We start from the raw sequence: 24,883 nt of genomic DNA, 5'->3' as shown, positions 1-24,883 counted from the left end.
GCCCAGACAAGACACCACCCCAGATGCGCCTGTCCGCCTGGACAGGTCAGGACAACGCGTTTGGCGCGGTGCACCAAGGACACATGGCAAAGAAAATGCTTATCGATGCCACCCACGCGGAGGAGACCCGCGTCGTGGTGGTGGACGGAAACAAGGTCGAGGAGTTCGATTTTGAATCCGAAAACAAACGCCAGCTTGCTGGCAACATCTACCTGGCAAAAGTAACGCGCGTCGAACCTTCGCTGCAGGCGGCCTTTGTTGACTATGGCGGGAACCGGCATGGCTTCCTTGCGTTCTCGGAAATCCATCCGGACTACTATCAGATTCCGGTCGCAGACCGCGAAGCCCTGATGGAGGAAGAGCGCGCCTATGCCGAGGCAATGAAGGCGCGGGACGAGGCCGAAGAATCCAAGCCCAAGAAGCGCCGCTCGCGGTCGCGCTCGAAAGCGGCAGAGGTCAAGACGGACGATCCGGTCGAAACGCTGGACGTATCCGCCGAGCCGACAGGCATGGAAACCATCGACCTGCTTGAGGAAGAGGCCGCTGATCAGGATGTGCCCGAAGGTACGTCTCCGATGGAGACCGTCGCTGAAACTCCGGTCGAAGAGCCGAGTGAAGACGCGGGTGACGAACCGGCGGACGAAACGGCCGAAGCCGAAGTCTACGCCGCACCCGCGGAACCCGTCGAAGCAGACGAGCCCGACGCAGATCTAGCCGACGACACCGACGCCGAAGCTGATGAGGCCAAGCCGGATGCAGCGGCTAAGGATGACACAATCGAGTCGGTTGCGGATGATGATGATAGCGAGGACATCCGTCCTCCGCGCAAACCACGCCCGCGCCGCTACAAGATTCAGGAAGTCATCAAGGTGCGCCAGGTTCTGTTGGTGCAGGTCGTCAAGGAAGAACGTGGCAACAAGGGTGCCGCGCTGACCACTTACCTGTCGCTGGCCGGACGGTATTGTGTGTTGATGCCGAACACCGCGCGCGGGGGTGGCATCAGCCGCAAGATCACCAACGCCGCGGACCGCAAGAAGCTCAAGGAAATCGCATCCGAGATCGACGTGCCTACGGGCGCCGGTCTGATCATCCGTACAGCCGGTGCCAAGCGTACCAAGTCCGAGATCAAGCGCGACTACGAATACCTGCAGCGCCTGTGGGAGCAGATCCGCGAACTGACTTTGAAATCGATCGCCCCTGCGAAGATCTACGAGGAGGGCGACCTGATCAAGCGGTCGATCCGTGATCTTTACAATCGGGACATCGACGAGGTTCTGGTCGAAGGCGAAGGCGGCTACCGCATCGCCAAAGACTTCATGAAGATGATCATGCCGTCGCACGCCAAGAACGTGAAGCGGTACGAGGACCAACTGCCGCTGTTCGCGCGCTATCAGGTGGAAAGCTATCTGGCGGGAATGTTCAACCCGACGGTCCAGCTGAAATCGGGCGGATATATCGTGATCGGTGTGACCGAGGCGTTGGTTGCCATCGACGTGAACTCGGGCCGGGCCACCAAGGAAGGCTCGATCGAGGAAACTGCGCTGAAGACCAACCTTGAGGCCGCCGAGGAAGTTGCGCGCCAGCTGCGCCTGCGCGACCTGGCCGGTCTGATCGTCATCGACTTCATCGACATGGACGAGCGCAAGAACAACCTGGCGGTCGAAAAGCGCCTGAAGGACAAGCTGAAGACCGATCGGGCCCGTATTCAGGTCGGACGGATCTCGGGCTTTGGCCTGCTGGAGATGAGCCGCCAGCGCCTGCGCCCAGGAATGCTTGAGGCAACCACACAGCCTTGCCCGTCCTGCCATGGCACCGGTCTGATCCGCTCGGATGACAACATGGCGTTGTCGATCCTGCGTCAGATTGAAGAGGAAGGAACACGCCGCCGTTCGCGCGAGGTGCTGGTGCGGTGTCCGGTCAGCATTGCCAACTTCCTGATGAACCAGAAGCGCGAGCATATCGCGCAGATCGAGGCCCGCTATGGCCTGTCGGTTCGGATCGAAGGTGACATTCATCTGGTCAGCCCTGATTTCTCGATGGAAAAGTTCAAGACGGCCAGCCGGATCGTTCCCGAAGCGTCTGCGCCAGTGGTGTCCGCGACGGCATCCTTGATGGATCTGGTGGATTCCGAGGACGAGGTTGAGGACAGCGCCGTCGAGCCGGAACAGGCGGAAGAGGAAGCCAAGCCGAAGCGCAAGCGTCGCCGGCGTCGCCGCAAGAAGAACGGTGGGAACGGCGAGCAATCGGAGGCAACCACTTCTGACGAATCTGCGGAAGACAAGGCGAGCACTGAGGCGCAACCTGAGGACCCCGGGACGGAAAAGACCGCTGAGTCTGAAACCGCTCCGGCTGAGGCCGCAGAAGCTGGTGCTGAAAACGTGACCGAGGGTGAAGCGGAGCAGGCCGAGGAAAAACCGGACAAGCCCAAAAAACGTCGGGCACCGCGCCGCAAGAAAACGGCCGAGGTTGAAGAGGCGGCCGCGCCGGAACCCGAGGTGGCCGAGGAAGCGGTTCAGGCGGCAGCAGAAACGCCTGCCGATGAGGCGTCCCCTGCTGAGGACAATGCCCCCGAAGCGCAAGCTGAGGAGCCGGTCGAAGCGAGTGAGCCCGAGGTAGCGGCAGAAGTCGAAACGCCTGATGCCGAGCCCGTGGCGGAAGCGCCGGAGGCGGCAACAGAAGAAAAAGCCGAGGACACAGCAGAGCCGGTGCTTGAGACGGTAGCGGAAGAACCCGAGCCGTCCCCGTCCAAGCCCAAGCGGCGCGGTTGGTGGTCTCTGGGCCAATAAAACAACAAAGGCGGACAGTATTGTCCGCCTTTTTTCTTTCAGGCCCCGCCGTTTTTCCGAATGAGATAGATGTGGTGATCCGCAGCTTCTTCCATCCCGATCAGCTCGTGCCCGGACTCCGAGCAGAAATGAGGTACATCGACGATAGCGGCCGGATCGTCGGCAAGGACCCGGAGTAGGGAGCCCGCAGGCATGGCCTTGAGCCGTTTGCGGGCTTTCAGTACGGGCAGGGGGCACAGCAGGCCCAATGCATCCAGGGTTTCGGCTTCTTGTGTCATGGCTCTCAGATATTTGCACCGTGCACGGCTGTCCAGCCGGCAACCACGAGGATGTGACCGAATGGCCCCGTGACGCGCCCCATTGGATATCATATGTGCAGTGGCATGTTCGGAATCGATATCATCGACGCGGGGCTGCTGCCCGCCATGTTCATCGCGCTGGTCGGCGGGTTGATCAGCTTTCTGTCGCCCTGCGTTTTGCCGATCGTGCCGCCCTATCTGGCCTATATGAGCGGGGTGACCATCCACGAGATGCAAGATCAGGCGCAAGCCCGGCGCAAGGCGACCCTGTCGGCGCTGTTCTTCGTTCTTGGACTGTCGACGGTATTCCTGCTGCTGGGCTTCACCGCCTCGGCCTTCGGCGCATTCGTGCTGCAGAACCAGGAGCTGTTCGCCAAGGCCTCGGGTCTGGTGGTGATCGTCTTCGGCCTGCATTTCCTGAATGTGTTCCGCATTCCGATCCTGGACCGCGAAGCGCGGCTCGAAACCGGGGACTCAGGCGGCTCGGTTTTTGGGGCTTACATCCTGGGGTTGGCTTTCGCATTCGGCTGGACCCCGTGCATCGGCCCCCAGCTGGGCGCGATTCTGTCGCTGGCCGCGTCCGAGGCCTCGGTGGCACGGGGCACGCTGTTGCTGGGCGTCTACGCGGCGGGTCTGGGCATACCGTTCCTGCTGGCTGCGATGTTCCTGAACCGGTCGATGGCGGTGATGAACAAGCTGAAACCGCATATGGGAACGATCGAAAAAGTCATGGGTGGCTTGTTGCTGGTCGTCGGCATCATGCTCGTGACAGGTCTGTTCACCGAGTTCAGCTGGTGGCTGCTTGAGACATTCCCGGCACTGGCCACTCTGGGCTGACGCGGCGCCCGGTCGCGATGATCGGGCCTTACCTTGGCCACATCGCTGCGCTAACCTGCCCGCAACAAGGGCAAAGGCATGAGCAGTCAGGTTCCGCAATCTGGGGTACAACGACGCCGGGTGTTCTACATCCCCGGCTATGATCCGATCCATCCCCGTCGCTATCGCGAGCTCTACCGGACAGAGGGGCGCGCGCAGTCAGGGATATCCGGGTATCGGTTGGAGGTCTCGGCCAAGACGGGCGATGGCCCCTATGGCTGGTATGTCCGGTCGGAGCAGGACGGGGCCGAAATGCATACGGATGTCGAGGTTCTGGTCTGGTCCGACATCGTGCGCGAGAGCATGGACGGCTCGATCCCGGCGACCTACTGGCAATTGTTGCGCACGGCGTGGATCTACATCTCGACCGGCACGCTGTGGCGGCTGATGTGGCTGCGCAAGGGGCCGGTGATCGCGGCCCTTTATCCGGTGGCGATGTTGCTGGGGCAGTTGGCCCTTGCGGGATTGGTCTTCTACGGAGTGGCAATGTTGTCCGCGTCCGCAATGCATTGGTTGGCTGAAGCTGTAGAAGGACCCGCGCTGTTCGGACCCTATTTTGCGCCGCGGATGTATCTCAGCCTGGCGCTTGGCATGTTGGCGGGATGGTGGGTCTTGCGCTGGTTCCGCAAGATCGACAACCGCCTGTTCGCCTATTACCTGATGCATGACTATGCCTATTCTGCGCGGCTGCGGGGGGAAACGCCGCCTGAGTTGCAGGCCCGGATGGACGAATTCCGCGCCTTGATCGCAGATGCGTTGAAATCGCCGGTCGATGAGGTTCTGGTGGTGGGCCACAGTTCCGGCGCGCATCTTGGGGTCTCGGTTCTGGCCGACCTGCTGCGGCGGGGCGGGGTGCCGCCGAATGGCCCGGTCCTGTCCTTCCTGACATTGGGTCAGGTGGTGCCGATGGTGTCGTTCCTGCCGCGGGCCGATCGGTTGCGGTCCGACCTGCAGTTGCTGTCGCAGACCGAGCAGTTGACATGGGTCGACGTCTCGGCACCCGGGGATGGCTGCGCCTTTGCCCTATGTGATCCGGTTGCGGTCAGCGGGGTTGCCGGGCCGGGCAAACGCTGGCCTCTGGTCCTGTCGGCCGCTTTCACGCAAACCCTGTCGCCCGAACGCTGGGCCGCGCTGCGCTGGCGGTTCTTCCGTCTGCATTTCCAGTATCTTTGCGCGTTCGACCGGCCGGGCGACTATGACTATTTCCGCATCACCGCCGGGCCACTGACACTGGGCGAACGGTTCGCTGGGCGCGCGCCCTCGAAATCGCGGATTGAGCAGGCGGTGTCCAAGTACCGATCGGTGCGCGCATGACACCGCCCAAGCCACCCGCCAGACCGGACAAGGTATCGCTGTGGCAATACCTGCGCCTGTTCCGACGCGACATCCTGTCGGCCCAGCCGCAACGCCTGTACCGCGCCTGGATGGCCGAGTTCCGCACCCCGTTCTTCCGGTCTTACCTGATCAACCAGCCCGAGCTGATCGACCGCGTTCTGAAACACCGCCCCAAGGATTTCCCGAAATCCGACCGGATCAGCGAAGGCCTGCGCCCCTTGCTGGGTCAATCGGTATTCCTGACCAATGGTGCGACCTGGGAACGCCAGCGCCGCATCATCGACCCGGCCTTCGAGGGCGGACGGCTGAAGCAGACCTTTCCCGCGATGCTGGCCTCGGCCGAGGCTTGCGCCGATCGCCTGCGCGACAGGACGGGCGTGCCGATCGAGATCGAGGAGGTCACCAGCCATGCCGCCGCCGACGTGATCTTTCGCACCTTGTTCTCGGTGCCGATCGAGCACGAGGTCGCCGCGCAGGTGTTCGAGAAGTTCCGCGCCTATCAGCGGCAGCAACCGCTGCTGAACCTAGCGGCTTTCGTGCCGCTGCCCGGCTGGGTGCCCCGGATCCACGCGCGCAAGACCCGCGGTGCGGCAGTTGAAATCCGCGCCTTGATCGCCCGCCTGACCCGCGAGCGGGCCGCGCAGATCGCCGCCGGCACCGCGCCCGGCGATCTGGCTACCAAGATCATGACCACGCCCGACCCCCTGACCGGGCAGTGTTTCGATACCGATGAGATGATCGATCAGGTCGCCATCTTTTTCCTGGCCGGGCACGAGACCAGCGCCTCGGCCCTGGCATGGACGCTGTACCTGATGGCCGCCTATCCCGACTGGCAGGACCGCGTGGCCAAGGAAGCCCGCGCGCAGGACGAAATTAGCTTTGCCAGCATGTCCAGACTGCGCATCAGCCGCGATGTGTTCCGCGAGGCGCTGCGCCTCTATCCCCCGGTCCCGATGATGGTGCGCGAGGCCACATGCCCCGAACGTTTCCGCGACCGCGACGTGCCCAAGGGCGCTCAGATCGTGCTCAGCCCATGGCACCTGCACCGGCACGAACGGCTTTGGGAGGACCCCGACAGCTTTGACCCGTCCCGCTGGGCGACCGAAAACGGCAAAGCCTGCCAGCGGGCAGCCTTCATCCCGTTTTCGGCCGGGCCGCGCGTCTGCACCGGGGCGGGTTTTGCGATGGTCGAGGGGCCGTTGATCCTGTCGACCCTGCTGCGGCGGTACCGGTTCGAACCTGTTGAGGGCCGCACCCCGGTACCGGTGGCGCATCTGACGGTCCGGTCGCGAGATGGAATCTGGCTGCGTGTGGTTGAGCGCTAACAAACTATCATCGCCCCGCGCCATGCTGTATGCGGTTGGAAAAGCGGAATCATTACTGAACGGGAAAGTGTTATGTCCAAGGCTGAACAGCGCGAACAGATGATCAACGGTGCGGGCTTCATCGCGGCTCTGGATCAGAGCGGCGGCTCGACGCCCAAGGCGCTGGCGCTGTACGGGGTGGAGCCGTCCGACTATAGCTCGGACGAGGAAATGTTTGCCGAGATCCAGAAGATGCGCGCCCGGATCATCCTGGCCGATGACTTCACCCGCGACAAGGTGATCGGCGCGATCCTGTTCGAACGCACGCTGGGCGAGGAAATCGAGGGCCGCAAGGTGGCCGATTACCTGTGGTCGGTCAAAGGCATCGTGCCGTTCCTCAAGATCGACAAGGGGCTGGAGGACACTGCCAACGGTGTTCAGCTGATGAAGCCCATCCCGGGCCTGGCCGAGACGCTGGCCAAGGCCGAAGGCGTGTTCGGCACCAAGGAACGCTCGGTCATCCACGAGGCCAATGCCGAAGGCATCGCCGCCGTGGTGAAACAGCAATTCGACGTGGCCCGTGAGGTGATCGCCGCCGGCATGGTTCCGATCATCGAGCCCGAGGTGAACATTAAGTCGGACACCAAGGCCGAGGCCGAAGAGATCCTGAAGGCCGAGATCCTCAAGAACCTAGACGACCTGGGCGAGGGGCAGGACGTCATGCTGAAGCTGACCCTTCCCAGCAAGCATAACCTGTATGACGAAGCCGCCGACCACCCCCGCGTTCTGCGCGTGGTGGCGCTGTCGGGCGGCTATTCGACCGACGAGGCCTGTGACCTGCTGGCGCAGAACGGCAAGATGATCGCCTCTTTCTCGCGTGCGCTGACCGAGGGGCTGTCGAAACAGCAGTCGGATGCCGAGTTCAACGCGGCCCTGGGCAGCAATATCGACAAGATCTACCGCGCCTCGGTCTGAGGTCAGATAGGTTTGATGAACGAGCGGCGCATCTGCGCCGCTTTTTCGCGCATGGCGCAGCCGGTGGCGTGGTCATTCACCAGCCCCATCGCCTGCATGAAGGCAAACACCGTGGTGGGGCCGACAAATTTCCACCCGCGCTTTTTCAGATCCTTGGACATGGCAACCGACTCGGGCGAAGTCGAGGCCGTCTGCGGCGCAGGAGGGGTCTCGGGCTCGAACCGCCAGACATAGGCCGCCAGCGAGCCGGTTTCGGCCACCAGCTCCTGTGCGCGGCGGGCGTTGTTGATCACCGCCTCGATCTTGCCGCGATGGCGTATGATGCCGGAATCTTGCAGCAGGCGTTCAACGTCTGCATCAGAAAAACCGGCCATCACGTTGAAATCAAAATCGGAAAAGGCTTTCCGGAAGTTCTCGCGCTTGGCCAGAATGGTGCGCCAGCTGAGGCCAGACTGAAAACTCTCAAGGCAGAGTTTCTCGAACAGGCGCTGGTCGTCACCTACCGGATAACCCCATTCATTGTCGTGATAGTCAAAAAACTCCGGCGCGGCCTGACACCAGCCGCATCGCGGTTGGCCATCCGGCCCGGTCACGAGTTCGCGCATCGAATGTACCCCTTTTGTTCACCACCAGCCTAGACACCGACGGGGATCAGATCAAGGGCTGCGATGGGGTGACCGGTACCAGTTCAGAACAAAGACACGAATGGCCGACGCCAATCCAGTCTCAGGGTCGCGCGCGACATCAATTTCCGAGGCCAAAACATTGATTGGCAAGCCTTTTGCTTTGGCGATGTCCCGAAACGCCTGCCAGAACTCATCCTCGAGCGAAACCGAGGTTCTATGCCCCTTGAGGGTCAGCGATCGTTTGACGGGCGGGCCGCTCATTCGTCCAGCTCGTGATTGTCCAGATCGCGGCGGGCTTTGTTGGCACGGGCCTTGTCCAGCTGTTTGTCCGCTTTGCTGCGCCCGAACGCCGCCGCGTTCCGGTCGGCGCGGGCCTTTTTCTCGGCCCGCGCCTTTTCTTTGCGATACCGGTTCAGATTGACCGGCTTGCCCATCAGTCCTTGGGCCCGATCATCTGCTCGGGGCGCACCACGGCGTCAAAGGTCGCCTCGTCGACGAAGCCCAGCTTGATGGCCTCTTCCTTCAGCGTGGTGCCGTTCTTGTGCGCAGTCTTGGCGACCGTGGTGGCGTTGTCATAGCCGATGGTGGGGGCCAGGGCGGTCACCAGCATCAACGATTCTTTCATCAGCTTGTCGATGCGCGCCTCGTTGGCCTTGGTGCCCAGCAGCATACGCTCGGTAAAGCTGTCCGTTGCGTCGCCCAGCAGCTGGATCGACTGCAGCAGGTTGTAGGCCATCATCGGGTTGTAGACGTTCAGCTCGAAATGGCCCTGGCTGCCAGCGAACTTGATCGCGGCGTCGTTGCCCATCACGTGGGCTGCGACCTGGGTCAGCGCCTCGGCCTGGGTCGGGTTGACCTTGCCCGGCATGATCGACGAGCCGGGTTCGTTCTCCGGCAGGATCAGTTCACCCAGACCCGAGCGCGGACCCGAGCCGAGGAAACGGATGTCGTTGGCGATCTTGTAGCAGCTGCCCGCAACGGTGGCCAAGGCGCCCGACAGGAACACCATGGCGTCATGAGCGGCCAGCGACTCGAATTTGTTGGGCGCGGTGACGAAGGGCAGGCCGGTGATTTCGGCCATGTTGGCGGCGACGGCCTCGGCCCAGCCTTTCTGGGTGTTCAGCCCGGTACCGACGGCGGTGCCGCCTTGTGCCAACTCGTAGATGCCGGGCATGGCGGCGCTCACGCGGGCGATGCCCTGACGGATCTGATGGGCATAGCCGCTGAATTCCTGGCCCAGGGTCAGCGGAGTCGCGTCCTGCGTGTGGGTGCGCCCGATCTTGATGATGTCGTTGAATTCCTCGGACTTCTGCTCGAGCCCGGCGGCCAGCTTCTCCAGCCCCGGCAGCAGCACGTCACGCACGCTCATTGCAGTGGCGACATGCATTGCGGTGGGGAAGGTGTCGTTCGACGATTGCCCCATGTTACAGTGATCGTTCGGGTGTACCGGATCCTTCGAACCGATCACGCCGCCCAGGATCTCGATCGCGCGGTTCGCGATGACCTCGTTGGCGTTCATGTTCGACTGGGTGCCCGATCCGGTCTGCCAGACGACCAGAGGGAAATTGTCGTCGAACTTGCCCTCGATCACCTCGCCGGCGGCCTGGATGATGGCGTCGGCGATGCGTGCGTCCAGCTTGCTGGTGGCCTTGTTCTGCATGGCGCAGGCCTTCTTGACCACGCCCAGCGCGCGCACGATGGCGACGGGCTGCTTCTCCCATCCGATGGGGAAGTTCATGATCGAGCGCTGCGTCTGCGCCCCCCAATACTTGTCGGCAGGAACCTCGAGGGGGCCAAAACTGTCGGATTCGGTGCGGGTCTGAGACATCTGTCACTCCGTCTGGTATGCAGTCGCATGCCGTTTAGCCGCAGCCGGCCTGCGGCGCAATCGGCCAGTTGCGCGCACCTTAGTCCGAAGGGCAAAAAAGGTATAGCCATGCGGTGTGCGTCACTTTTCTTGGTCGGTCAAAGGGCCATACCATTGTGCCCGATCCCGGCTGAGCTAAGATAAAGAAGGCAACCGCGGAGAAAGAACAATGAATCGCTCAGACCGGACCTCATCTTTCGCGCTAATGGCCCGATGGCTGTCGGTACTGGCGATTGGGCTTTTGTTGGCGTCTCCAGGATGGGCGCAGGACATCGGTCCCTTTGTCGGCGACTATGTCGGATCTGCCGACGTGGTGGATGCGGACGGGTCGTCGACCCCGCGCGACATGAGCGTTTCGATCGCAGAGACCGGCGAAGGGTTCGTGGTCAAATGGAAGACTACCACCTACAAAGCCGACGGTCGGGTGAAAGAACAAAGCTTTTCGGTCGAGTTCCGACCTTCTGATCGGAACAACATCTATTCCGCAGCCATGAAGCGGAATGTCTTCGGTCATGAGGTTCCGCTGGACCCAATGAAGGGTGAGCCTTTTGTCTGGGGGCGGATCGAAGGGGAAACGCTGACCGTCTTCTCGCTGTTCATAGATGAGGACGGTGGGTACGAATTGCAGCAATATGACCGGACGCTGGCCGAGGATGGGCTGAACCTATCCTTTTCTCGGTTTAGAGATGGACAGAAGTCGCGCTCGGTCGAAACATTCCTGAAAAAACAATAGGCTCCGCCAAAAAAGCGAAGCCTTGTCCAATGGATGCGAATTACTTGCGGAAGCTGTCCAGCGATACGATATCCGCATCATGATGCGGCTCGTCTTCGGGTTCGACCTCGATCGACTCGGCATCGATTTCCGCCGGGTCCTCATCGTCTTCGTCCGAGCTTTCGAAGCGCAGCCCGAATTCGACCGACGGATCGACAAAGGTCTGGATGGCCGAATAGGGGATATACAGCGGCTCCGGAGCGTCACCAAAATTGAGCGTGATGGCAAATCCGTCCTCGCCAACCTCGAGATTTTCGAACCAGTGCTGCACCACGATCGTCATCTCATCAGGGTAGCGTTCGCGCAGCCAGTCAGCGATTTCGACGCCGGGCTCACGGGTATCGAACGTGATGAAGAAATGGTGCGCGCCGGGCAATCCGGTTTCGGAAACGCGCTTCAGAACAGTCTTGATCAGCCCGCGCATAGCGGTGTGCATCAAGTTGCCGTAGTCAATGCCTTGCGACATGTGTCATCCTCGAAAGTGGTTACCCCAAGCATAAGGGATTTGATCGGAAACGAAAGAGCGGGTTGCGTCTGATTGTTTAAACCAGATGCAGGATTGCGCCTGCTCCTATCATGATGCCCAGCGTCGTTGCCAGACCGGTTTTTCTTATGAAAATCAGGACTCCGGCAAGGGACGTCAATCCAACGGCTGTGATGTCCAAGGTCGAAAAAACCGGAATGGGCAGTGAGATCGGACCAAACTCGACTTCTCCGATGGTTCCAAACAGGACGTGCAGTCCGAACCACACCGACAGGTTGAGAATCACACCGACGACCGCCGCGGTAATTGCGCGCAATGCGCCCGACAGTCTTGGTCTTTGTGCTATGACGTCCAAGTAAGGCGCGGCAACGAATATCCACAGGAAGCACGGAACGAAGGTCGCCCACAGCGCAACGACCCCGGCTGCCAGCGCAAGGGACATCCCGCCCGCCAACTGCCCGGCGAGCATGGCGACGAATTGCGTGACCAGTATCAATGGGCCGGGGGTGGTTTCTGCCAGTCCCAGCGCATCGATCATCTGATCGGTAGAGATCCATTGATAGTTCTCGACGACCGTCTGGGTCATGTAGGCCAGCACCGCATAGGCCCCGCCGAAAGTAACTACGGCCAATCGTGCAAAGAACCAGCCCAGATCGCTTAGCAACGTCTGGCCGGAAAGGGTCAACAACACCAGCGGAGCCAACCAAAGAAACAGCCAGAGCGCTGCGGTCCGCGCGGGCCGAGCCAATGCGGTATCGACATTCTGTGAAACCGAAGGCTGCTCTGAAGGCTTACGTGAAAAGCCCCAGACAGCCGCGGCCAGAATGATCAGGGGGAAAGGTAGATTCAGAGCGAAGATCGCCAGGAACGCCAGTATCGCAAGAATCCCGGGCTCTGCCCCAGATAGAGTTTTGCGGGAAAGATTGAGCACCGCCTGGAGAACGATCACGATAACCGTGGCCTTGATCCCGAGAAATGCAGCCTGGACCACGGGAAGGTCTCCGTAGGCAGCATACAGGCCGACCAGCACGGCTATCACCAGCGCTCCGGGAAAAACGAACAGGCCGCCGGCAATCAGCCCGCCCGGCACGCCCCGCAGCCGCCAGCCGGCATAGGTGGCCAGTTGCATGGCTTCGGGGCCGGGCAGCAACATGCACAGCGAAAGCGCCCGCAGAAAGGTCTGCTCATCCAACCATGGCCGCCGTTCGACCAATTCTTGGTGCATCAATGAGATCTGTGCCGCTGGGCCACCAAATGAGAGGAGGCCAATTCGGCCGAAAACCCGAACCAGCTCTGACAGTGAGGGTTTCAATACCGGGGCTCCGTCACGCATGCGTCGGTTGCGGCGGTCCACGGGTGCTGTCCCCATCCGCTGTCCGGAGCATAGGTGCTGATCCGACCACCAGCGATCATTGAAACTGCGCAGCCATGCCATGTGCCCCTTTGGATCTGGAGACATGCGAACCCGGGCTGCCGCCGGGCAGGGCGTTCACATGCTGACCCCGTGTGCTCTTGCTACTCGGGGTCAGCACGCGCGGTCAAGAACCGGTTCAGGCCCAGTCCAGCCGTTGTCCTGTCATGCAAACAGGCAGAGTGTCCTGCGGGAACTGGCCGAGCTGTTCAAACAGGGAAACGAAGTCGAACTGGTTGTAGGCTTCGACCATCTTGTCACCTTTGAAGCGCGCCATCACTTGGCCTGTGACCTCCAAGGGCGCGCCGTTGTCCGCCCGCGAGGTCCGCACATGCAGAACGGCTGACGCCCAATCGCCGTTTTCGATAATTTTGGGCAAATCCACCTGAATTTCGCCCAGAACGTGCCGGAAGGCCATGACCAGGTCGCGAAAGTCGTCCGCGCCGACCTGCATTTCGGGTATCAGCCCTTCGGCCATCGTTTCCGGGGCAAAATACTGGTCGATCGCGTCAATATTGCCTTTTTCCCAGACCTCGGAATACCAGGCCCTGAGTATCTCTGAATGAGTCATCCCAACTCTCCTGTCTGTCTTCCGCTACTTTGAATGACAGGAGTGAACAGTTTCTGAATGGCTGCCGAATTTGGCGCACAAACTCAGACAAAATCTAGGGAAATGCAGGTTTCTGTTGCCAGGTACCTGCGAACCCCGCCTTACGCGGCTAGGCGCAAGGACTTAAGTTTCGGTCTGGTTACTGCTTACGCAGCAACGGCAACCGGAGCACGATTGTCATTTGCAATTGTACTGTTTTCGCCGGTAACGGTGGCAGACAGCCGGGACAAAGCTAACCCCTTTAGACGTTCGTCGATCCTGTTTCGGCCCCATGATCCCCAAATGAAGGATATATGGTGGAGCCGCCGGGTACCGCCCCCGGGTCCGATCCGCTTATTACGAGCGCGTTTATGTCCATAGTCCCGAAGGACAGCATTTATATAGGTGAGGATTTTTGCGGATGCAAACCCCCAAAGCGCGAGACGATCGCGATTTTTCAACCGTTCACGCGGGCTTGGAGAGGTTGGCGGCGATCAGCCAGATCGCCAGCACCAGCTCTATTCCGCCGAAGGTCAACGCTTTGGCCAAGGGGGGATTGTCCAGCAGAACGGACACGAACCGACCCAGCGCCGCGCCGGCATAGACCACGCCCAACATCGCGTAGGCCATCGGGTGGTTCAGCCACAATACGGCGATGCCGGTCACGACAAACAGCCCGCCGACTGAGGCCCGCATTTCGCTGAGGCCCATCGTGCTGTTGGTGGGCGCAAGGTCAAGCGAGGCCGCCGTCCAGGCCGGGGCCAAAAAGCCGAACAGGCCAAAGCCGATGGTCAGAAGGGCTGCGATGATGTTGAGTGTTCCGGTCATGGGGGCCTCGCGTTTCAAATGCCTGTCCGTCGAACCTAATCTGTTTCGGGGCAGGGGGAAGACCTCAGATTGCGGCCCAGAAGCCGAGCACGCCCACAAGGATCAAGCTGAGCGCCCAAACCATTTCCAGGTTGAACCAGCTGCGCGACAGAAACTGCAGGCCCAGCCAGCGATAGACCGCGAAGGCCAGCGCACCGCCGCCCAGCATCATTGCGCCGGTATGGACCGCGGCCACAGCCAGAACCAGCAAGCCATTGGTGCCCATGATCTCTGAAACGGCTCTGTGGCCGGTATCCAACTCGTCCAGCCCGCACAGACCCAGATAGATCGGGACAAGCATCAGCGCCGCACCATGCGCCAGAGCCACCAGAAACGACCACAGCGCCAGCCGACTGGGCGGGACGCGCGCCAGAAACCGTGGGTGACGACGGGTGATCGCAATGTAAAGGCCCATGGCGATCACGATCAGGGCCGCTCCGATCCGGATTTCGCGCTGATAGTCTACAAGGATGGTCATCAGCGCAAAGGGCAGCAGCACGCCCAGCATCGCCAGGAAATGCCCGCCCGCCAGCGCTGCCAACGCGCGCCAGAGGGCGGATTGGCGTTGCTCCATCAATGCCGCCGACACGGCCAGGGGCCAGCCCATACCGGGGTTCAACCCGTGATAGGCGCCGCTCAGAACAACGGCCAGCCAAAGGCCGGCCGTCGATGTCATCAAGACGTCCAATTCAGACCGAAGGGTAGCAGAAACTGTCGGTGGAGCAGTCTCCTCCCTCAAGCCGGATCTGGTGGCTGCGATACCCTTTCGGGAAATCCACCCAGAAATCCTTGTCCAGTGTCAGGCCGCCTTTTTCGCCCACATCCGCCTTGACCATCGCAGCGCCGCGATCGCCGGGATAGAATTGGTCATCCCACGTGGAATAGAGCGAATTGGTCCAGTAGACGCGTTTGCCGTCGCGGCTGATCTCGACCATCTGCGGGCCATAACCAAAGTCCTTGCCGTTGGGATGCTTGGTTTTCTTGACGATTCCGCCGATCTCGACCTTGCCGGCCAGCTTGGGTTTCATCGGGTCCGAAACATCGTATTGGTGCATTTCACCGGTGCCCCAGCACGCGACGTACAGATATTTGTCGTCCAGACTCAGATCGATGTCGGTCACCAGCGGCGGCACCGCCGAGAACCCTTTGAGTAGATCGGGAAGATCATTCGGATCAGCGGGTTGCGGATCGATCGTGATGGTCTTCTTGGCCTCGAAGCTGCCATCCTTGTTGCGCCACCAGGTAAAGATCGCACCCTGAAGATTGGTGGTGTCGACCACCACGCCGCAGAACCCGTATTGTTTGACCGGGTCATGCGCCGGCCGGATTTCCAGCGCCATCTGGTGGTTCTCGCCCAGGTCGATGGTCTGGATGTTGGTGCGGTCGCGCAGGTTCCAGAAATGGATCCGGTGGCCATATTTGTTCGACAGCAGATCTTCGGCCACGATCCCGTTTTCGAATTGCGGGGGCAGACCCCATTCGGAACTGACCATGTAGTCACGCGGCAGGTTCCACCAGAAATCATAGTGCTTGTCCTGCACGCCGCGCTCGATCTCGTAACGTCCGATGATGTCGAAGGTTTCGCAATCCATGATGAAGATGCCCGGAGGCCCATCGGTGCCATCTGGTCCGCCGCCGCCCAAGGTGCTGACATAGATACCTTCGGGTCCGCAATGGATCGTGTGGGGGCGGGAATATCCCGTCTTTGCAAAGACTTCTTCGGGTTCGATGATCTTGTGGATTTTGGCCTTCAGCGGCTCTTTCACGTCAATCACGTAGATCCGGCTGGAACGGATACCGGGGATGATCAAGTACCGGCGCTCAAGAAAAGCGTGGCCGGTCAGCGGAGACAGGGCCGAGGAACAGGCGTTCCATCCGAAATGGTGAAACTCGTCGCCCTTGTTGGGCATCATCACCTTGTGAACGATCTTGCCATAGTCGCCCGAAGTTGGGTCGACATTCACGACGGCCAGGCCATCGGGCTGCGAAAAATCGGGGCTGAGCATCAGTGTGAAGGCCAAGGTCTCGGGCGGGGCCTCCATGGCCATCTTGGCGGATGGATAGAATGTTGGATCCGGTCTTTTGTTCATAACGTCCTCCCGTAAGTCATTGAAAATCAATTTTATTGAGAGTGCCGGTCTTCCCGCCGGATGATGGTCTGCCTGCTCGAGTGTCCTTTCCGTTGATGTGATGCGTCAAGAAGTATTCAGAGTGTCTTCAGGCCGGTTTCCGCCGACGTTCGGCCACGTCATGAGCCAGGCGGCGTGTGTAGGTTTCCAGCTCGACCAGAGCGGCGTCGACTGTTTCGGCGTCCTGCGCCTCCAGCGCGTCGGCGATCTTGCTGTGCAGGCGGATGATCTCTTCGCGCGAGCGTGCGGTGAAGGTGATCATGTTCATCAGGGGCTGCATCGCTTCGACCGCGCCGGCCAGTTGATAGGACAGGACAGGGTTGCCCGCACCATCGACCAGCGCCCGGTGAAAGGCCACGTCCGACGCACAGAAGGCCTCATCCGTCAGGCCGGGCTGCGCCTGCCGGAAGATCTCCGCGCGCATGGTGGCCAATTGATCCGCGGTGCGCCGTTGGGCGGACAAGGGCGCGCAGGCCCGCTCCAACGCATAGCGGGCCTCGCAAGCGGTGTCGAAACTGACCTCGTTCATCGACAGCAGCAGCGTCGAAGTCGTGATCTGCTGGGAATAGGCGTCCTGGAAACTCAGCCGATTGACGAAGGCACCCCCCGTCGCGCCGCGCTGGGTGCGGATCAGCGATTGCGCCGCCAGCCGTTTCAGAGCCTCGCGCACAGTGGGGCGCGACACCTGGAACTGGTCCGCCAGCTCGGATTCCGAGGGCAGGCGCTCGTCCACGATCAGCTCTCCTGATACGATAGCATCACGGATGGCCTGGGCGATCTGTGCAGACAGGTCGGTGCTTTTCTGAGGATCGATTTTCATATTCTGCAGGCCGCCGTGAAAAATTTATTTGTCTGACATTTAAAAGTCTGACATTTGAAAAGCAAGCACCGAGTCGGGAGGGAACATGAGTCGGGCACTTCTACGCAACGGTTTGTGGCTGGGCTTTTTCGTCCTGATCCTGTGGGCCTGGTGGGTGATGTACACCATGAGCCGCGACATGGGCGTCGATTGGATTGGCCGACCCGGGCCGATGGCCGAAGCGATGCGTGCGATGGATCCCCGCATGGACATGTACATGCCGATGGCCGAGTTCGGCCCGCTGTTCGTGATGTGGGCGATCATGATGGCCGCGATGATGCTTCCGACGTTGGTTCCAACACTGAGAAGCTATGAGGATTTGATCCAGAGCGCCAATGGAACAAGGCTCGGGTGGGTCGGCGTTCTGTTGGGTTATTTCGTGGTCTGGGCCGGGTTCGCCGCGTTGATCACAGGTGTTCAGCTGGCGTTGCTGTTCGGAGGCGTGATCGACATGCTGGGCATTGCCAAATCTCCGCTCTTTGCTGCCGGCCTTCTGATCGCCGTCGGCGCCTTTCAGTTCACCCGAGCCAAGGAGGTGTGCCACGGGGTGTGTCATGCACCCATGACCTATTTCCTTGGACACTGGCGCACCGGATTCTCTGGCGGTCTGCGCATGGGGCTGGGGCTTGGCGCCTTTTGTGTCGGCTGCTGCTGGGGGTTCATGGCGCTTGGCTTCGTCGGAGGCGTGATGAGCCTGCTGTGGATGGGTTTGGCGACCCTGTTCATGGTGTTGGAGAAATTGCCCCAGGTCGGTCATGTTCTGACACGGCCGCTGGGTTTCGCTTTGATTGCAGGTGGCCTTGGGCTGCTGATCTACCCAATTGCATACGGAGGATAAGCCGATGGCAAAAAACAGAAAACCCGATGCCGACAAGCTGCCGGTCAGTCAGCGAATTGACAGCCGGATGCCCAATCCCAAGCGCCGAGAGATGAGCCCGACGGACTGGGCCATCAAGGGTGAGCTTATCCTGAACTGCTCCTGCGACGTGTTCTGCCCCTGCGTGGTTTCGCTGGGGGCGCATCCTCCGACCGAAGGGCATTGTCATGCGTGGATGGGCGTGATCATCGACGAAGGACACTATGAAGGTGAGGACTTGTCGGGTCTGAACGTCGGTCTGCTGGTCGATATTCCCGGCCGGATGGGCGAAGGCCAGTGGAAGGTCGCCGCTTACGTGGATGAGCGCGCAAGTGGCAAGGCGTACAACGGTCTGCTGCAGATTTTTAGCGGGCAAGCCGGTGGAACCACTGGGCTGTTCACGATGCTGGTGAGTGAAATTATCGGCGCCGAGCGTGCTCCGGTGCAGATCGAGCGCGACGGCAACAAACGCCGCATCGTCATCGGCCGCAAGATCCAGGGTGAGATCGAGATGCTGGCAGGCAAAGACCCCGAACATCCTGTCCTGGTTTCGAATTCCAAATATTGGATGGGTCCGGACATCATCGTGGCGCGTGGCACCAAGTCGAAGGTGCGCGACTATGGTCGTGTCTGGGATTTCGGCGGCAAATCGGCCGAAATCTGCCCGATCGACTGGCACGGACCCAAGTGATGATCACCGGCGCCTATGCTCGGCAGATGGCCCGCTATAACCGCTGGCAGAACAGCCAGTTGGCGGGTTTTCTTCAAGAGCTTTCGCCCGAGGAGTTGACCCGAGAACGCGGCGCGTTTTTCGGGTCGATCCTGGGGACTGCCAACCATCTGCTGTGGGGCGACTGGATTTGGATGTCCCGGTTTGACAAAGGGTCGGGGCCTGAAAGCAATCCGCATCGCAAGGGCGGCGGTATTCACGAAAGCGTCCACCTGTGCCCGGATCTGGTGCACTGGCTGCCGCTGCGCGAGACCATAGATGCGCGGATCGATGCTTGGGTTGAAACTCTGGGCGACGACCCGATCTCGTGTCCGTTTACTTGGTATTCCGCGGCAAAAGAAGACGACATTACATTACCTTACGCCGTGTGTGTGATGCATTTTTTCAATCATCAAACGCATCACCGGGGACAAATCCACAAAATGCTGACCGAGGCCGGGTCTGAGGCTCCGGTCAGTGATCTCGTTTTCTTGCCCGAGGAGGTCTAAGTGCCACAGATTTCTTTGTCGCGCCGGCTGCGGCGCACGCCGTTCTCCGACGGGGTCGAGGCGGCCGGTGTCAAAGGTTATACCGTTTACAACCGGATGTTGCTGCCGACGGTGTTTAAAAGCGTCGAGGCCGACTATCGGCATCTCAAGACCCATGTGCAGGTCTGGGACGTGTCTTGCGAGCGGCAGGTCGAACTGCGAGGCCCCGATGCCGCGCGGCTGATGCAGATGCTGACACCGCGCGACCTGCGCGGCATGTTGCCGGGCCAGTGCTACTATGTGCCAATCGTGGACGAAACCGGGGGAATGCTGAACGATCCCGTGGCGGTGAAACTGGCGGATGACCGCTGGTGGATTTCGATCGCAGACAGCGATTTGCTGTTGTGGGTCAAAGGCTTGGCCAACGGGTATCGACTGGATGTTCTGGTGGATGAGCCGGACGTGTCGCCTTTGGCGGTGCAGGGACCCAAGGCGGATGACCTGATGGCGCGGGTCTTTGGCGACCGGGTGCGAGATATCCGCTTCTTCAAGTTCGACATGTTCCAGTTCGAGGGGCGTGATCTGGCGATTGCGCGGTCGGGCTATTCCAAACAGGGCGGGTTCGAGATCTATGTCGAGGGCGGCGACATCGGCATGCCCTTGTGGAACGCGCTGTTTGCCGCCGGAGAGGACCTGCAGGTTCGGGCGGGCTGCCCCAACCTGATCGAGCGGATCGAGGGCGGGTTGCTGTCTTATGGCAACGACATGACTGACGACAACACGCCCCATGAGTGCGGGTTGGGCAAGTTCTGCAACACGCATACGGCCATTGGCTGCATCGGGCGGGACGCTCTGCTGCGGGTGGCCAAAGAGGGGCCGGTTCAGCAAATCCGCCCGATCGCGATCGAGGGAGATGCGGTGCCACCCTGTGATCGGCCGTGGCCGGTCTATGGTGGCGGCAAGCGCGTGGGTCAGGTGACCTCGGCCACCTGGTCGCCGGATTTCCAAACCAACGTGTCGATCGGTATGCTGCGGCTGAGCCACTGGGAACCGGGAACGCAGGTCGAAGTCGAAACGCCGTCTGGAATGCGGACTGCAATCGTGCAGGACAAGTTCTGGATTTGAGCCGGAAAGGGCGCTCGGGACGCGCCCGGGAAGTATTTGGGCCAGATGAGAGATCGGTCGGGCCACGGTCAAAGAAAGGAATTGGAATATGTTCAACGCTTTGGTGATGGAAAAGGACGAGGAAAGCGGACTGGCCAGCCCGGTGATCAAGCAGATCTCGGAAGATGACTTGCCGCATGGTGAAGTGCGTGTGGCCGTCGAGTTCTCGACCGTCAACTACAAGGATGGTTTGTGCATGTCGCCCATGGGCGGCGGTTTGGTGCGGAATTACCCGCATGTGCCGGGGATCGATTATGCCGGAACGGTCGAAGAGTCCTCGGACGACCGGTACAAACCCGGTGACAAGGTCGTGCTGACCGGTTGGCGCGTGGGTGAGGCGCATTGGGGCGGATACGCCCAGAAGGTCAGCGCCTTGGCCGATTGGCTGGTCCCTCTGCCCGAGGGGTTGAGCACGCGCCAGGCCATGGCCGTGGGAACTGCCGGTTTTACCGCGATGCTGGCGGTGATGGCGCTCGAAGATCACGGTTTGACGCCTGACCGCGGGCCGGTTCTGGTAACCGGTGCAGCCGGGGGCGTCGGCTCGGTTGCCACTGCGATTCTGGCCAATCTGGGATATGAAGTTGCGGCTGTGACCGGGCGGCCTGAAACCGAAGGCTATCTGAAGGCGCTTGGCGCCACGTCGATCGTGCCCCGTGACGAGTTGAACGAAACCACCAAACGTCCGCTGGAAAGCGAAACCTGGGCTGGCTGCGTTGATGCCGTCGGGGGCGCAATGCTGGCGCGCGTACTGGGCCAGATGAAGTATGGCGCCTCGGTGGCAGCGGTCGGTCTGGCCGGTGGCGCGGGCCTGCCGGCGACCGTCATTCCGTTCCTGCTGCGCGGCGTCAACCTGTTGGGAATCGACAGCGTGATGCAGCCGTTCGACAACCGACTGCGGGCTTGGCAGCGGGTAGCTTCGGATCTGCCGATGGACAAGCTGGAAGCGATGATCCAACCCGCCACTCTGAATGATCTTCCGAAGTTGGGTGCCGACATCCTCAACGGTCAGGTCAAGGGGCGCGTGGTCGTTGACCTGAACGCCTGAGGCTTGGTTTTTTCTGTGCCAGACCGGCCCGCCACAGGGCCGGTCTTTTTTGTCCGGGGGATCGGTTTTTTCGCGGAAACAACTCTGGTCATTGCCACATTTCCTGATCATGATTGCTATACATCCCAGGTGCGATGGCGTAAGAGCCATTCCAACATCACCTGAAGACGGGGAGTGAGCAGCATGTCTGACGATTTTGAACTGGACACCGATGATCTGAAACGCCGCATGGATGGCGCGATGGCCAACCTCAGAACCGAATTCGCGTCGCTGCGCACCGGACGTGCGTCGGCTTCGATGCTCGAGCCGGTTATGGTGGATGCGTATGGGTCGATGACACCGATCAACCAGGTCGGCACTGTAAACGTTCCCGAGCCGCGTATGGTCACCGTGAATGTTTGGGACAAGGCTTTGGTCGGCAAGGTTGAAAAGGCGATCCGGGAAAGCGGACTGGGCATCAACCCGCAGCTGAATGGCACGATCATCATGCTGCCGATCCCCGAGTTGAACGAAGAGCGCCGCCGCGAGCTGGGCAAAGTGGCCGGGCAATACGCCGAACACGCCCGCGTTGCTATTCGCAACGTGCGGCGCGATGGGATGGATCAGATCAAGAAAGCCAAGGCCGACGGCCTGTCGGAAGACGATCAGAAGTTCTGGGAAACCGAGGTTCAGGAACTGACCGATCAGATGATCAAGGCCGTCGATACGGCCCTCGAGGCCAAGCAGGCCGAAATCATGCAGGTTTGAGCGCAAGCCATGCCCGCTGATCCCCAAAACGAGCCCCCCTGTGGTCCGCGTCACGTGGCCATCATCATGGATGGCAACGGTAGGTGGGCCCAGGCGCGCGGCCGGCCACGGCTGTACGGGCATCACGCCGGTGCCCGTCGGGTGCGCGAAGTGGTCGAAGCCTGTCCGGGGCTGGGGATCAAGTACCTGACGATTTTTGCCTTTTCGACGGAAAACTGGAAACGGACCCAGGTCGAGGTTGCCGGTCTGATGAGCCTGTTCAAGCGCTACATCATTAAGGAAACCCGTACCTTGGCCCAAAACGGTATCCGCGTTCGATTCATTGGCGACAGGGTGCGGCTGGATGCCAAACTGATCGAGTTGATGGACACGCTGGAGCGCGAGACGGCCGAAAATGACCTTGTCCACCTGACCGTCGCTCTCAACTATGGTGGTCGGGACGAAGTGGCGCGGGCAACCAAGCGGCTGGCGCGGGACGTTGCCGCAGGCAACCTGCGACCCGAAGATGTCGACGAGGAAACGCTGCCCAGATATCTGGACACGCGCGTCCTGCCTGACCCCGATCTGGTCATTCGCACCAGTGGCGAGGCGCGGATATCGAATTTCCTACTCTGGCAATCCGCTTACTCGGAATACGAATTCATCGACACGCTCTGGCCCGACTTCACCGCGGCCGAGCTGGAACGGCTGTGCAAGAGCTTCGGGTCGCGCGAACGCCGGTTCGGAGCAGTTCCGGCATGACGGACGGCCGATGGTCCGACCTGACCACCCGGGTGTTGTCTGCCCTGGTGCTGGTCGCTATTGGAGCGGTCGAGGTTTGGCTGGGCGGACTATGGTTCGAGACATTTGTTGCTGCCGCGTGTGGTCTGATGACCTGGGAACTGGTTCGCATGATCGATTCCGATCGGGTGGGCGTCGCGGTTCAGTTAGGAATCCTGACCGGCGTTGCCGTCATGCTTAGCTATCATGTGCCACCGCTCTACAAACTGCCCTTTCTGATCGCACCCGCACTGGTCGGGGCAGGGCAGGTCTCGCACTCGCGCGGGATCTACGTGCTGTTTGCCATGTGGATTGCCTGTGCGGGTTACGGGTTCATCCAGATCCGCGAGACGATGGGGTTTGGCTGGATGGTCTGGTTGATCCTGGTCGTCGTTGCCACAGACGTAGCTGGGTACTTCGTGGGAAAGACGTTCGGAGGCCCGAAGTTCTGGCCGCGCGTCAGCCCCAAGAAAACCTGGTCGGGCACGGCGGGCGGCTGGGTGGCGGCCGCGCTGGTGGGCGCAGCCGTTGCCGCGTATGCCGGGTTTGGCTACCGGTTTGTTTTGGTTTCGGTCCTGGCCTCGATGGCCAGCCAAGCCGGTGATATCGTGGAAAGCGCTGTCAAGAGGCGGTTCGGGGTCAAGGACAGCTCGAACTTGGTGCCGGGGCACGGCGGTTTTCTGGATCGATTTGACGGCATGATGGGTGCATCGCTGATGGTTCTGATCGCGTCACTGGTCTATTCGCCCGGGGAAATCTGATGCGAAAGGTTTCGATATTCGGCGCGACCGGATCGATTGGCCAGAATACGATCGATCTGATTGCGCGAGCCCCGGAGGATTACAAGGTGGTCGCCGTCACCGGCGGGGCGAATGTCCGGCAGCTGGCGCAGGACGCCCGCCGGCTGGGCGCTGAAGTGGCGGTAACCGCCTTTGACCAGCATCTGGACGATCTGCGCGATGCTTTGTCCGGTACCGGGATCGAAGCCGCTGCGGGCGCAACCGCGCTGATCGAAGCGGCCGCTCGCCCGGCGGACTGGGTCATGTCCGCCATTGTTGGCTCGGCCGGTTTGGCGCCGGGGCTTGAGGCTTTGAAGCAGGGCGCGACCCTGGCCTTGGCGAACAAGGAAACGCTGGTGTGTGCCGGCCCGCTTGTTCTGGAAACCGCGGAACGCCAGGGCGCGCGTCTACTGCCTGTCGACAGCGAGCATTCGGCGGTCTTTCAGGCGCTTGTGGGTGAAGACATGGATGCGGTCGAACGCATCATCATCACCGCCAGCGGCGGCGCCTTTCGCGACTGGCCGGTCGAAAAGCTGGCCGGCGCTACGGTCGAGCAAGCTTCTAGCCACCCAAATTGGGACATGGGCCAGCGGATAACGATCGACAGCGCCTCGATGTTCAACAAGGCGCTGGAAGTGATCGAGACCAAAGAGTTTTTCGGGATAAACCCTGACCGTATCGAGGTTGTGGTTCACCCCGAATCCATCGTGCATGCTCTGGTCGGCTTTCGCGACGGCGCAATGATGGCGCATCTGGGCGCTCCTGATATGCGGCACGCGATCGGCTATGCACTGCATTGGCCCGAAAGGCGGGACCTGCCGGTGCCGCGCCTGGACCTGGCCAAGCTGGGTCAGCTGCGTTTTCGTGATCCGGACCCGGCGCGTTACCCGGCCCTACGGCTGGCCCGCGAGGTCATGCAACGCGGTGGCTTGTCAGGCGCGATCTTCAACGCCGCCAAGGAGCGTGCGTTGGATCATTTCATCGGTCAACGCATCGGCTTTCTGGACATGACCGACGCCGTGGCTGCCGTTCTGGACCGTTTCGACGACGCAGGCGGCCTTATTGATGCCCCTTTGACCCTTGATAACGTCCTGAAAACGGACCATCTCGCACGTCAATGGGTGGATGACGCCGTACTACGAAGAGCAGGATAGAAT

The 24,883-nt window shown here is 60.9% G+C and carries 27 protein-coding genes and 1 other RNA gene; 15 read left to right on the top strand and 13 right to left on the bottom strand.

The annotated features are described in order from the left end of the window. Positions 1-83 precede the first annotated feature (83 nt). Positions 84-2,786, top strand: a complete 2,703-nt coding sequence (locus AC2FNL_RS15945; RefSeq protein ID WP_496834273.1) for an Rne/Rng family ribonuclease — start codon at positions 84-86, stop codon at positions 2,784-2,786. A gap of 38 nt (positions 2,787-2,824) precedes the next feature. On the opposite strand, the gene AC2FNL_RS15940 is transcribed toward AC2FNL_RS15945, so the two are convergent. Beyond that, positions 2,825-3,064 (bottom strand): sulfurtransferase TusA family protein, encoded by a 240-nt coding sequence (locus AC2FNL_RS15940; protein WP_496834272.1) that lies wholly within the window; start codon positions 3,062-3,064, stop codon positions 2,825-2,827. A gap of 105 nt (positions 3,065-3,169) precedes the next feature. Between AC2FNL_RS15940 and AC2FNL_RS15935 the strand changes: the two genes are divergently transcribed. The 4 genes from AC2FNL_RS15935 (at position 3,170) to AC2FNL_RS15920 (ending at position 7,575) form a co-directional block, all read left to right on the top strand. Beyond that, a complete protein-coding gene (locus tag AC2FNL_RS15935; protein ID WP_170338729.1) occupies positions 3,170-3,922 on the top strand; it encodes a cytochrome c biogenesis CcdA family protein in 753 nt (250 codons plus the stop codon). A gap of 78 nt (positions 3,923-4,000) precedes the next feature. Continuing rightward, on the top strand, positions 4,001-5,275 hold the full coding sequence (locus AC2FNL_RS15930) for a hypothetical protein (protein WP_496834270.1): 1,275 nt from the start codon (positions 4,001-4,003) through the stop codon (positions 5,273-5,275). Next, complete coding sequence (locus tag AC2FNL_RS15925; protein ID WP_496834269.1) at positions 5,272-6,621, top strand: cytochrome P450; 1,350 nt, start codon at positions 5,272-5,274, stop codon at positions 6,619-6,621. Before AC2FNL_RS15930 ends, AC2FNL_RS15925 begins: the two co-directional genes overlap by 4 nt. Positions 6,622-6,693: 72 nt before the next feature. After that, the gene (locus AC2FNL_RS15920; RefSeq protein WP_496834268.1) at positions 6,694-7,575 is read left to right on the top strand and encodes a fructose bisphosphate aldolase; all 882 of its coding nucleotides are present in this window, start codon (positions 6,694-6,696) and stop codon (positions 7,573-7,575) included. 2 nt (positions 7,576-7,577) lie between these two features. Here AC2FNL_RS15920 and AC2FNL_RS15915 read toward each other — a convergent pair whose 3' ends face one another. The 4 genes from AC2FNL_RS15915 to fumC are packed head-to-tail and all read right to left on the bottom strand — an operon-like array spanning position 7,578 to position 10,029. Continuing rightward, a complete protein-coding gene (locus AC2FNL_RS15915; protein WP_496834267.1) occupies positions 7,578-8,180 on the bottom strand; it encodes a DNA-3-methyladenine glycosylase I in 603 nt (200 codons plus the stop codon). Between the two features lie 51 nt (positions 8,181-8,231). Beyond that, on the bottom strand, positions 8,232-8,462 hold the full coding sequence (locus AC2FNL_RS15910; RefSeq protein ID WP_170338719.1) for a ribbon-helix-helix domain-containing protein: 231 nt from the start codon (positions 8,460-8,462) through the stop codon (positions 8,232-8,234). Next, complete coding sequence (locus AC2FNL_RS15905; RefSeq protein WP_170338717.1) at positions 8,459-8,635, bottom strand: DUF4169 family protein; 177 nt, start codon at positions 8,633-8,635, stop codon at positions 8,459-8,461. Before AC2FNL_RS15905 ends, AC2FNL_RS15910 begins: the two co-directional genes overlap by 4 nt. Beyond that, positions 8,635-10,029 carry a class II fumarate hydratase gene (gene fumC / locus AC2FNL_RS15900; RefSeq protein ID WP_496834266.1) on the bottom strand — a complete coding sequence of 465 codons (1,395 nt, stop codon included), beginning with the start codon at positions 10,027-10,029 and terminating at the stop codon, positions 8,635-8,637. Before fumC ends, AC2FNL_RS15905 begins: the two co-directional genes overlap by 1 nt. Positions 10,030-10,273: 244 nt before the next feature. Between fumC and AC2FNL_RS15895 the strand changes: the two genes are divergently transcribed. After that, positions 10,274-10,801: a hypothetical protein gene (locus tag AC2FNL_RS15895; RefSeq protein WP_496834264.1), complete on the top strand. Its 528-nt coding sequence runs from the start codon at positions 10,274-10,276 to the stop codon at positions 10,799-10,801. A gap of 40 nt (positions 10,802-10,841) precedes the next feature. On the opposite strand, the gene AC2FNL_RS15890 is transcribed toward AC2FNL_RS15895, so the two are convergent. The 8 genes from AC2FNL_RS15890 to AC2FNL_RS15855 all read right to left on the bottom strand — a co-directional run bounded on the left by AC2FNL_RS15890 (position 10,842) and on the right by AC2FNL_RS15855 (position 17,140). Next, complete coding sequence (locus AC2FNL_RS15890; RefSeq protein WP_170368414.1) at positions 10,842-11,306, bottom strand: SspB family protein; 465 nt, start codon at positions 11,304-11,306, stop codon at positions 10,842-10,844. A gap of 76 nt (positions 11,307-11,382) precedes the next feature. Further along, positions 11,383-12,657: a chromate efflux transporter gene (gene chrA, locus AC2FNL_RS15885; protein ID WP_496834307.1), complete on the bottom strand. Its 1,275-nt coding sequence runs from the start codon at positions 12,655-12,657 to the stop codon at positions 11,383-11,385. 217 nt (positions 12,658-12,874) lie between these two features. Further along, the gene (locus tag AC2FNL_RS15880; protein ID WP_093961996.1) at positions 12,875-13,306 is read right to left on the bottom strand and encodes an ester cyclase; all 432 of its coding nucleotides are present in this window, start codon (positions 13,304-13,306) and stop codon (positions 12,875-12,877) included. 101 nt (positions 13,307-13,407) lie between these two features. Further along, positions 13,408-13,755: a transfer-messenger RNA gene (gene ssrA / locus AC2FNL_RS15875) on the bottom strand. Positions 13,756-13,789: 34 nt separating this feature from the next. After that, positions 13,790-14,152 (bottom strand): DUF4345 family protein, encoded by a 363-nt coding sequence (locus tag AC2FNL_RS15870; RefSeq protein WP_093961997.1) that lies wholly within the window; start codon positions 14,150-14,152, stop codon positions 13,790-13,792. 64 nt (positions 14,153-14,216) lie between these two features. Then, entirely contained in the window at positions 14,217-14,867 is a 651-nt protein-coding gene (locus tag AC2FNL_RS15865; protein ID WP_496834263.1) for a hypothetical protein, read from the bottom strand. A gap of 13 nt (positions 14,868-14,880) precedes the next feature. Next, positions 14,881-16,281 carry a selenium-binding protein SBP56-related protein gene (locus AC2FNL_RS15860; protein WP_170338710.1) on the bottom strand — a complete coding sequence of 467 codons (1,401 nt, stop codon included), beginning with the start codon at positions 16,279-16,281 and terminating at the stop codon, positions 14,881-14,883. A gap of 127 nt (positions 16,282-16,408) precedes the next feature. Beyond that, complete coding sequence (locus AC2FNL_RS15855) at positions 16,409-17,140, bottom strand: FadR/GntR family transcriptional regulator (RefSeq protein WP_005983321.1); 732 nt, start codon at positions 17,138-17,140, stop codon at positions 16,409-16,411. Positions 17,141-17,225: 85 nt separating this feature from the next. Between AC2FNL_RS15855 and AC2FNL_RS15850 the strand changes: the two genes are divergently transcribed. The 9 genes from AC2FNL_RS15850 to dxr all read left to right on the top strand — a co-directional run bounded on the left by AC2FNL_RS15850 (position 17,226) and on the right by dxr (position 24,880). Further along, the gene (locus AC2FNL_RS15850; protein WP_170528489.1) at positions 17,226-18,017 is read left to right on the top strand and encodes a DUF2182 domain-containing protein; all 792 of its coding nucleotides are present in this window, start codon (positions 17,226-17,228) and stop codon (positions 18,015-18,017) included. Positions 18,018-18,021: 4 nt separating this feature from the next. Then, the gene (locus AC2FNL_RS15845; RefSeq protein ID WP_496834261.1) at positions 18,022-18,726 is read left to right on the top strand and encodes a DUF1326 domain-containing protein; all 705 of its coding nucleotides are present in this window, start codon (positions 18,022-18,024) and stop codon (positions 18,724-18,726) included. Then, on the top strand, positions 18,726-19,253 hold the full coding sequence (locus AC2FNL_RS15840; protein WP_496834259.1) for a DinB family protein: 528 nt from the start codon (positions 18,726-18,728) through the stop codon (positions 19,251-19,253). The genes AC2FNL_RS15845 and AC2FNL_RS15840 overlap by 1 nt, the downstream gene beginning before the upstream one ends. Beyond that, positions 19,254-20,357 carry a dimethylsulfoniopropionate demethylase gene (locus AC2FNL_RS15835; RefSeq protein ID WP_496834257.1) on the top strand — a complete coding sequence of 368 codons (1,104 nt, stop codon included), beginning with the start codon at positions 19,254-19,256 and terminating at the stop codon, positions 20,355-20,357. It abuts the gene before it with no gap. An 88-nt stretch (positions 20,358-20,445) separates the two neighbouring features. After that, complete coding sequence (gene acuI, locus AC2FNL_RS15830; RefSeq protein ID WP_496834255.1) at positions 20,446-21,441, top strand: acryloyl-CoA reductase; 996 nt, start codon at positions 20,446-20,448, stop codon at positions 21,439-21,441. 183 nt (positions 21,442-21,624) lie between these two features. Beyond that, positions 21,625-22,188 carry a ribosome recycling factor gene (frr, locus tag AC2FNL_RS15825; RefSeq protein WP_093962005.1) on the top strand — a complete coding sequence of 188 codons (564 nt, stop codon included), beginning with the start codon at positions 21,625-21,627 and terminating at the stop codon, positions 22,186-22,188. 9 nt (positions 22,189-22,197) lie between these two features. Then, positions 22,198-22,929, top strand: a complete 732-nt coding sequence (uppS, locus tag AC2FNL_RS15820) for a polyprenyl diphosphate synthase (protein ID WP_170450047.1) — start codon at positions 22,198-22,200, stop codon at positions 22,927-22,929. Further along, a complete protein-coding gene (locus AC2FNL_RS15815; RefSeq protein WP_093962007.1) occupies positions 22,926-23,708 on the top strand; it encodes a phosphatidate cytidylyltransferase in 783 nt (260 codons plus the stop codon). The genes uppS and AC2FNL_RS15815 overlap by 4 nt, the downstream gene beginning before the upstream one ends. Continuing rightward, a complete protein-coding gene (gene dxr, locus AC2FNL_RS15810; protein WP_496834254.1) occupies positions 23,708-24,880 on the top strand; it encodes a 1-deoxy-D-xylulose-5-phosphate reductoisomerase in 1,173 nt (390 codons plus the stop codon). Before AC2FNL_RS15815 ends, dxr begins: the two co-directional genes overlap by 1 nt. Positions 24,881-24,883: the final 3 nt, after the last annotated feature.

The organism is Ruegeria sp. CRTD044, assembly GCF_059613485.1.
The sequence above is the reverse complement of the archived record's forward strand: the minus strand, read 5'-3'. Positions and strand labels throughout refer to the sequence as shown.

Excerpts from the sequence above, each read along its gene's own strand:
- AC2FNL_RS15945 (WP_496834273.1), top strand. The coding sequence starts at position 84 with ATGGCAAAGAAAATGCTTATCGATGCCACCCACGCGGAGGAGACCCGC.
- AC2FNL_RS15940 (WP_496834272.1), bottom strand. The coding sequence starts at position 3,064 with ATGACACAAGAAGCCGAAACCCTGGATGCATTGGGCCTGCTGTGCCCC.
- AC2FNL_RS15935 (WP_170338729.1), top strand. The coding sequence starts at position 3,170 with ATGTTCGGAATCGATATCATCGACGCGGGGCTGCTGCCCGCCATGTTC.
- AC2FNL_RS15930 (WP_496834270.1), top strand. The coding sequence starts at position 4,001 with ATGAGCAGTCAGGTTCCGCAATCTGGGGTACAACGACGCCGGGTGTTC.
- AC2FNL_RS15925 (WP_496834269.1), top strand. The coding sequence starts at position 5,272 with ATGACACCGCCCAAGCCACCCGCCAGACCGGACAAGGTATCGCTGTGG.
- AC2FNL_RS15920 (WP_496834268.1), top strand. The coding sequence starts at position 6,694 with ATGTCCAAGGCTGAACAGCGCGAACAGATGATCAACGGTGCGGGCTTC.
- AC2FNL_RS15915 (WP_496834267.1), bottom strand. The coding sequence starts at position 8,180 with ATGCGCGAACTCGTGACCGGGCCGGATGGCCAACCGCGATGCGGCTGG.
- AC2FNL_RS15910 (WP_170338719.1), bottom strand. The coding sequence starts at position 8,462 with ATGAGCGGCCCGCCCGTCAAACGATCGCTGACCCTCAAGGGGCATAGA.
- AC2FNL_RS15905 (WP_170338717.1), bottom strand. The coding sequence starts at position 8,635 with ATGGGCAAGCCGGTCAATCTGAACCGGTATCGCAAAGAAAAGGCGCGG.
- fumC (WP_496834266.1), bottom strand. The coding sequence starts at position 10,029 with ATGTCTCAGACCCGCACCGAATCCGACAGTTTTGGCCCCCTCGAGGTT.
- AC2FNL_RS15895 (WP_496834264.1), top strand. The coding sequence starts at position 10,274 with ATGGCCCGATGGCTGTCGGTACTGGCGATTGGGCTTTTGTTGGCGTCT.
- AC2FNL_RS15890 (WP_170368414.1), bottom strand. The coding sequence starts at position 11,306 with ATGTCGCAAGGCATTGACTACGGCAACTTGATGCACACCGCTATGCGC.
- chrA (WP_496834307.1), bottom strand. The coding sequence starts at position 12,657 with ATGCGTGACGGAGCCCCGGTATTGAAACCCTCACTGTCAGAGCTGGTT.
- AC2FNL_RS15880 (WP_093961996.1), bottom strand. The coding sequence starts at position 13,306 with ATGACTCATTCAGAGATACTCAGGGCCTGGTATTCCGAGGTCTGGGAA.
- AC2FNL_RS15870 (WP_093961997.1), bottom strand. The coding sequence starts at position 14,152 with ATGACCGGAACACTCAACATCATCGCAGCCCTTCTGACCATCGGCTTT.
- AC2FNL_RS15865 (WP_496834263.1), bottom strand. The coding sequence starts at position 14,867 with ATGACATCGACGGCCGGCCTTTGGCTGGCCGTTGTTCTGAGCGGCGCC.
- AC2FNL_RS15860 (WP_170338710.1), bottom strand. The coding sequence starts at position 16,281 with ATGAACAAAAGACCGGATCCAACATTCTATCCATCCGCCAAGATGGCC.
- AC2FNL_RS15855 (WP_005983321.1), bottom strand. The coding sequence starts at position 17,140 with ATGAAAATCGATCCTCAGAAAAGCACCGACCTGTCTGCACAGATCGCC.
- AC2FNL_RS15850 (WP_170528489.1), top strand. The coding sequence starts at position 17,226 with ATGAGTCGGGCACTTCTACGCAACGGTTTGTGGCTGGGCTTTTTCGTC.
- AC2FNL_RS15845 (WP_496834261.1), top strand. The coding sequence starts at position 18,022 with ATGGCAAAAAACAGAAAACCCGATGCCGACAAGCTGCCGGTCAGTCAG.
- AC2FNL_RS15840 (WP_496834259.1), top strand. The coding sequence starts at position 18,726 with ATGATCACCGGCGCCTATGCTCGGCAGATGGCCCGCTATAACCGCTGG.
- acuI (WP_496834255.1), top strand. The coding sequence starts at position 20,446 with ATGTTCAACGCTTTGGTGATGGAAAAGGACGAGGAAAGCGGACTGGCC.
- frr (WP_093962005.1), top strand. The coding sequence starts at position 21,625 with ATGTCTGACGATTTTGAACTGGACACCGATGATCTGAAACGCCGCATG.
- uppS (WP_170450047.1), top strand. The coding sequence starts at position 22,198 with ATGCCCGCTGATCCCCAAAACGAGCCCCCCTGTGGTCCGCGTCACGTG.
- AC2FNL_RS15815 (WP_093962007.1), top strand. The coding sequence starts at position 22,926 with ATGACGGACGGCCGATGGTCCGACCTGACCACCCGGGTGTTGTCTGCC.
- dxr (WP_496834254.1), top strand. The coding sequence starts at position 23,708 with ATGCGAAAGGTTTCGATATTCGGCGCGACCGGATCGATTGGCCAGAAT.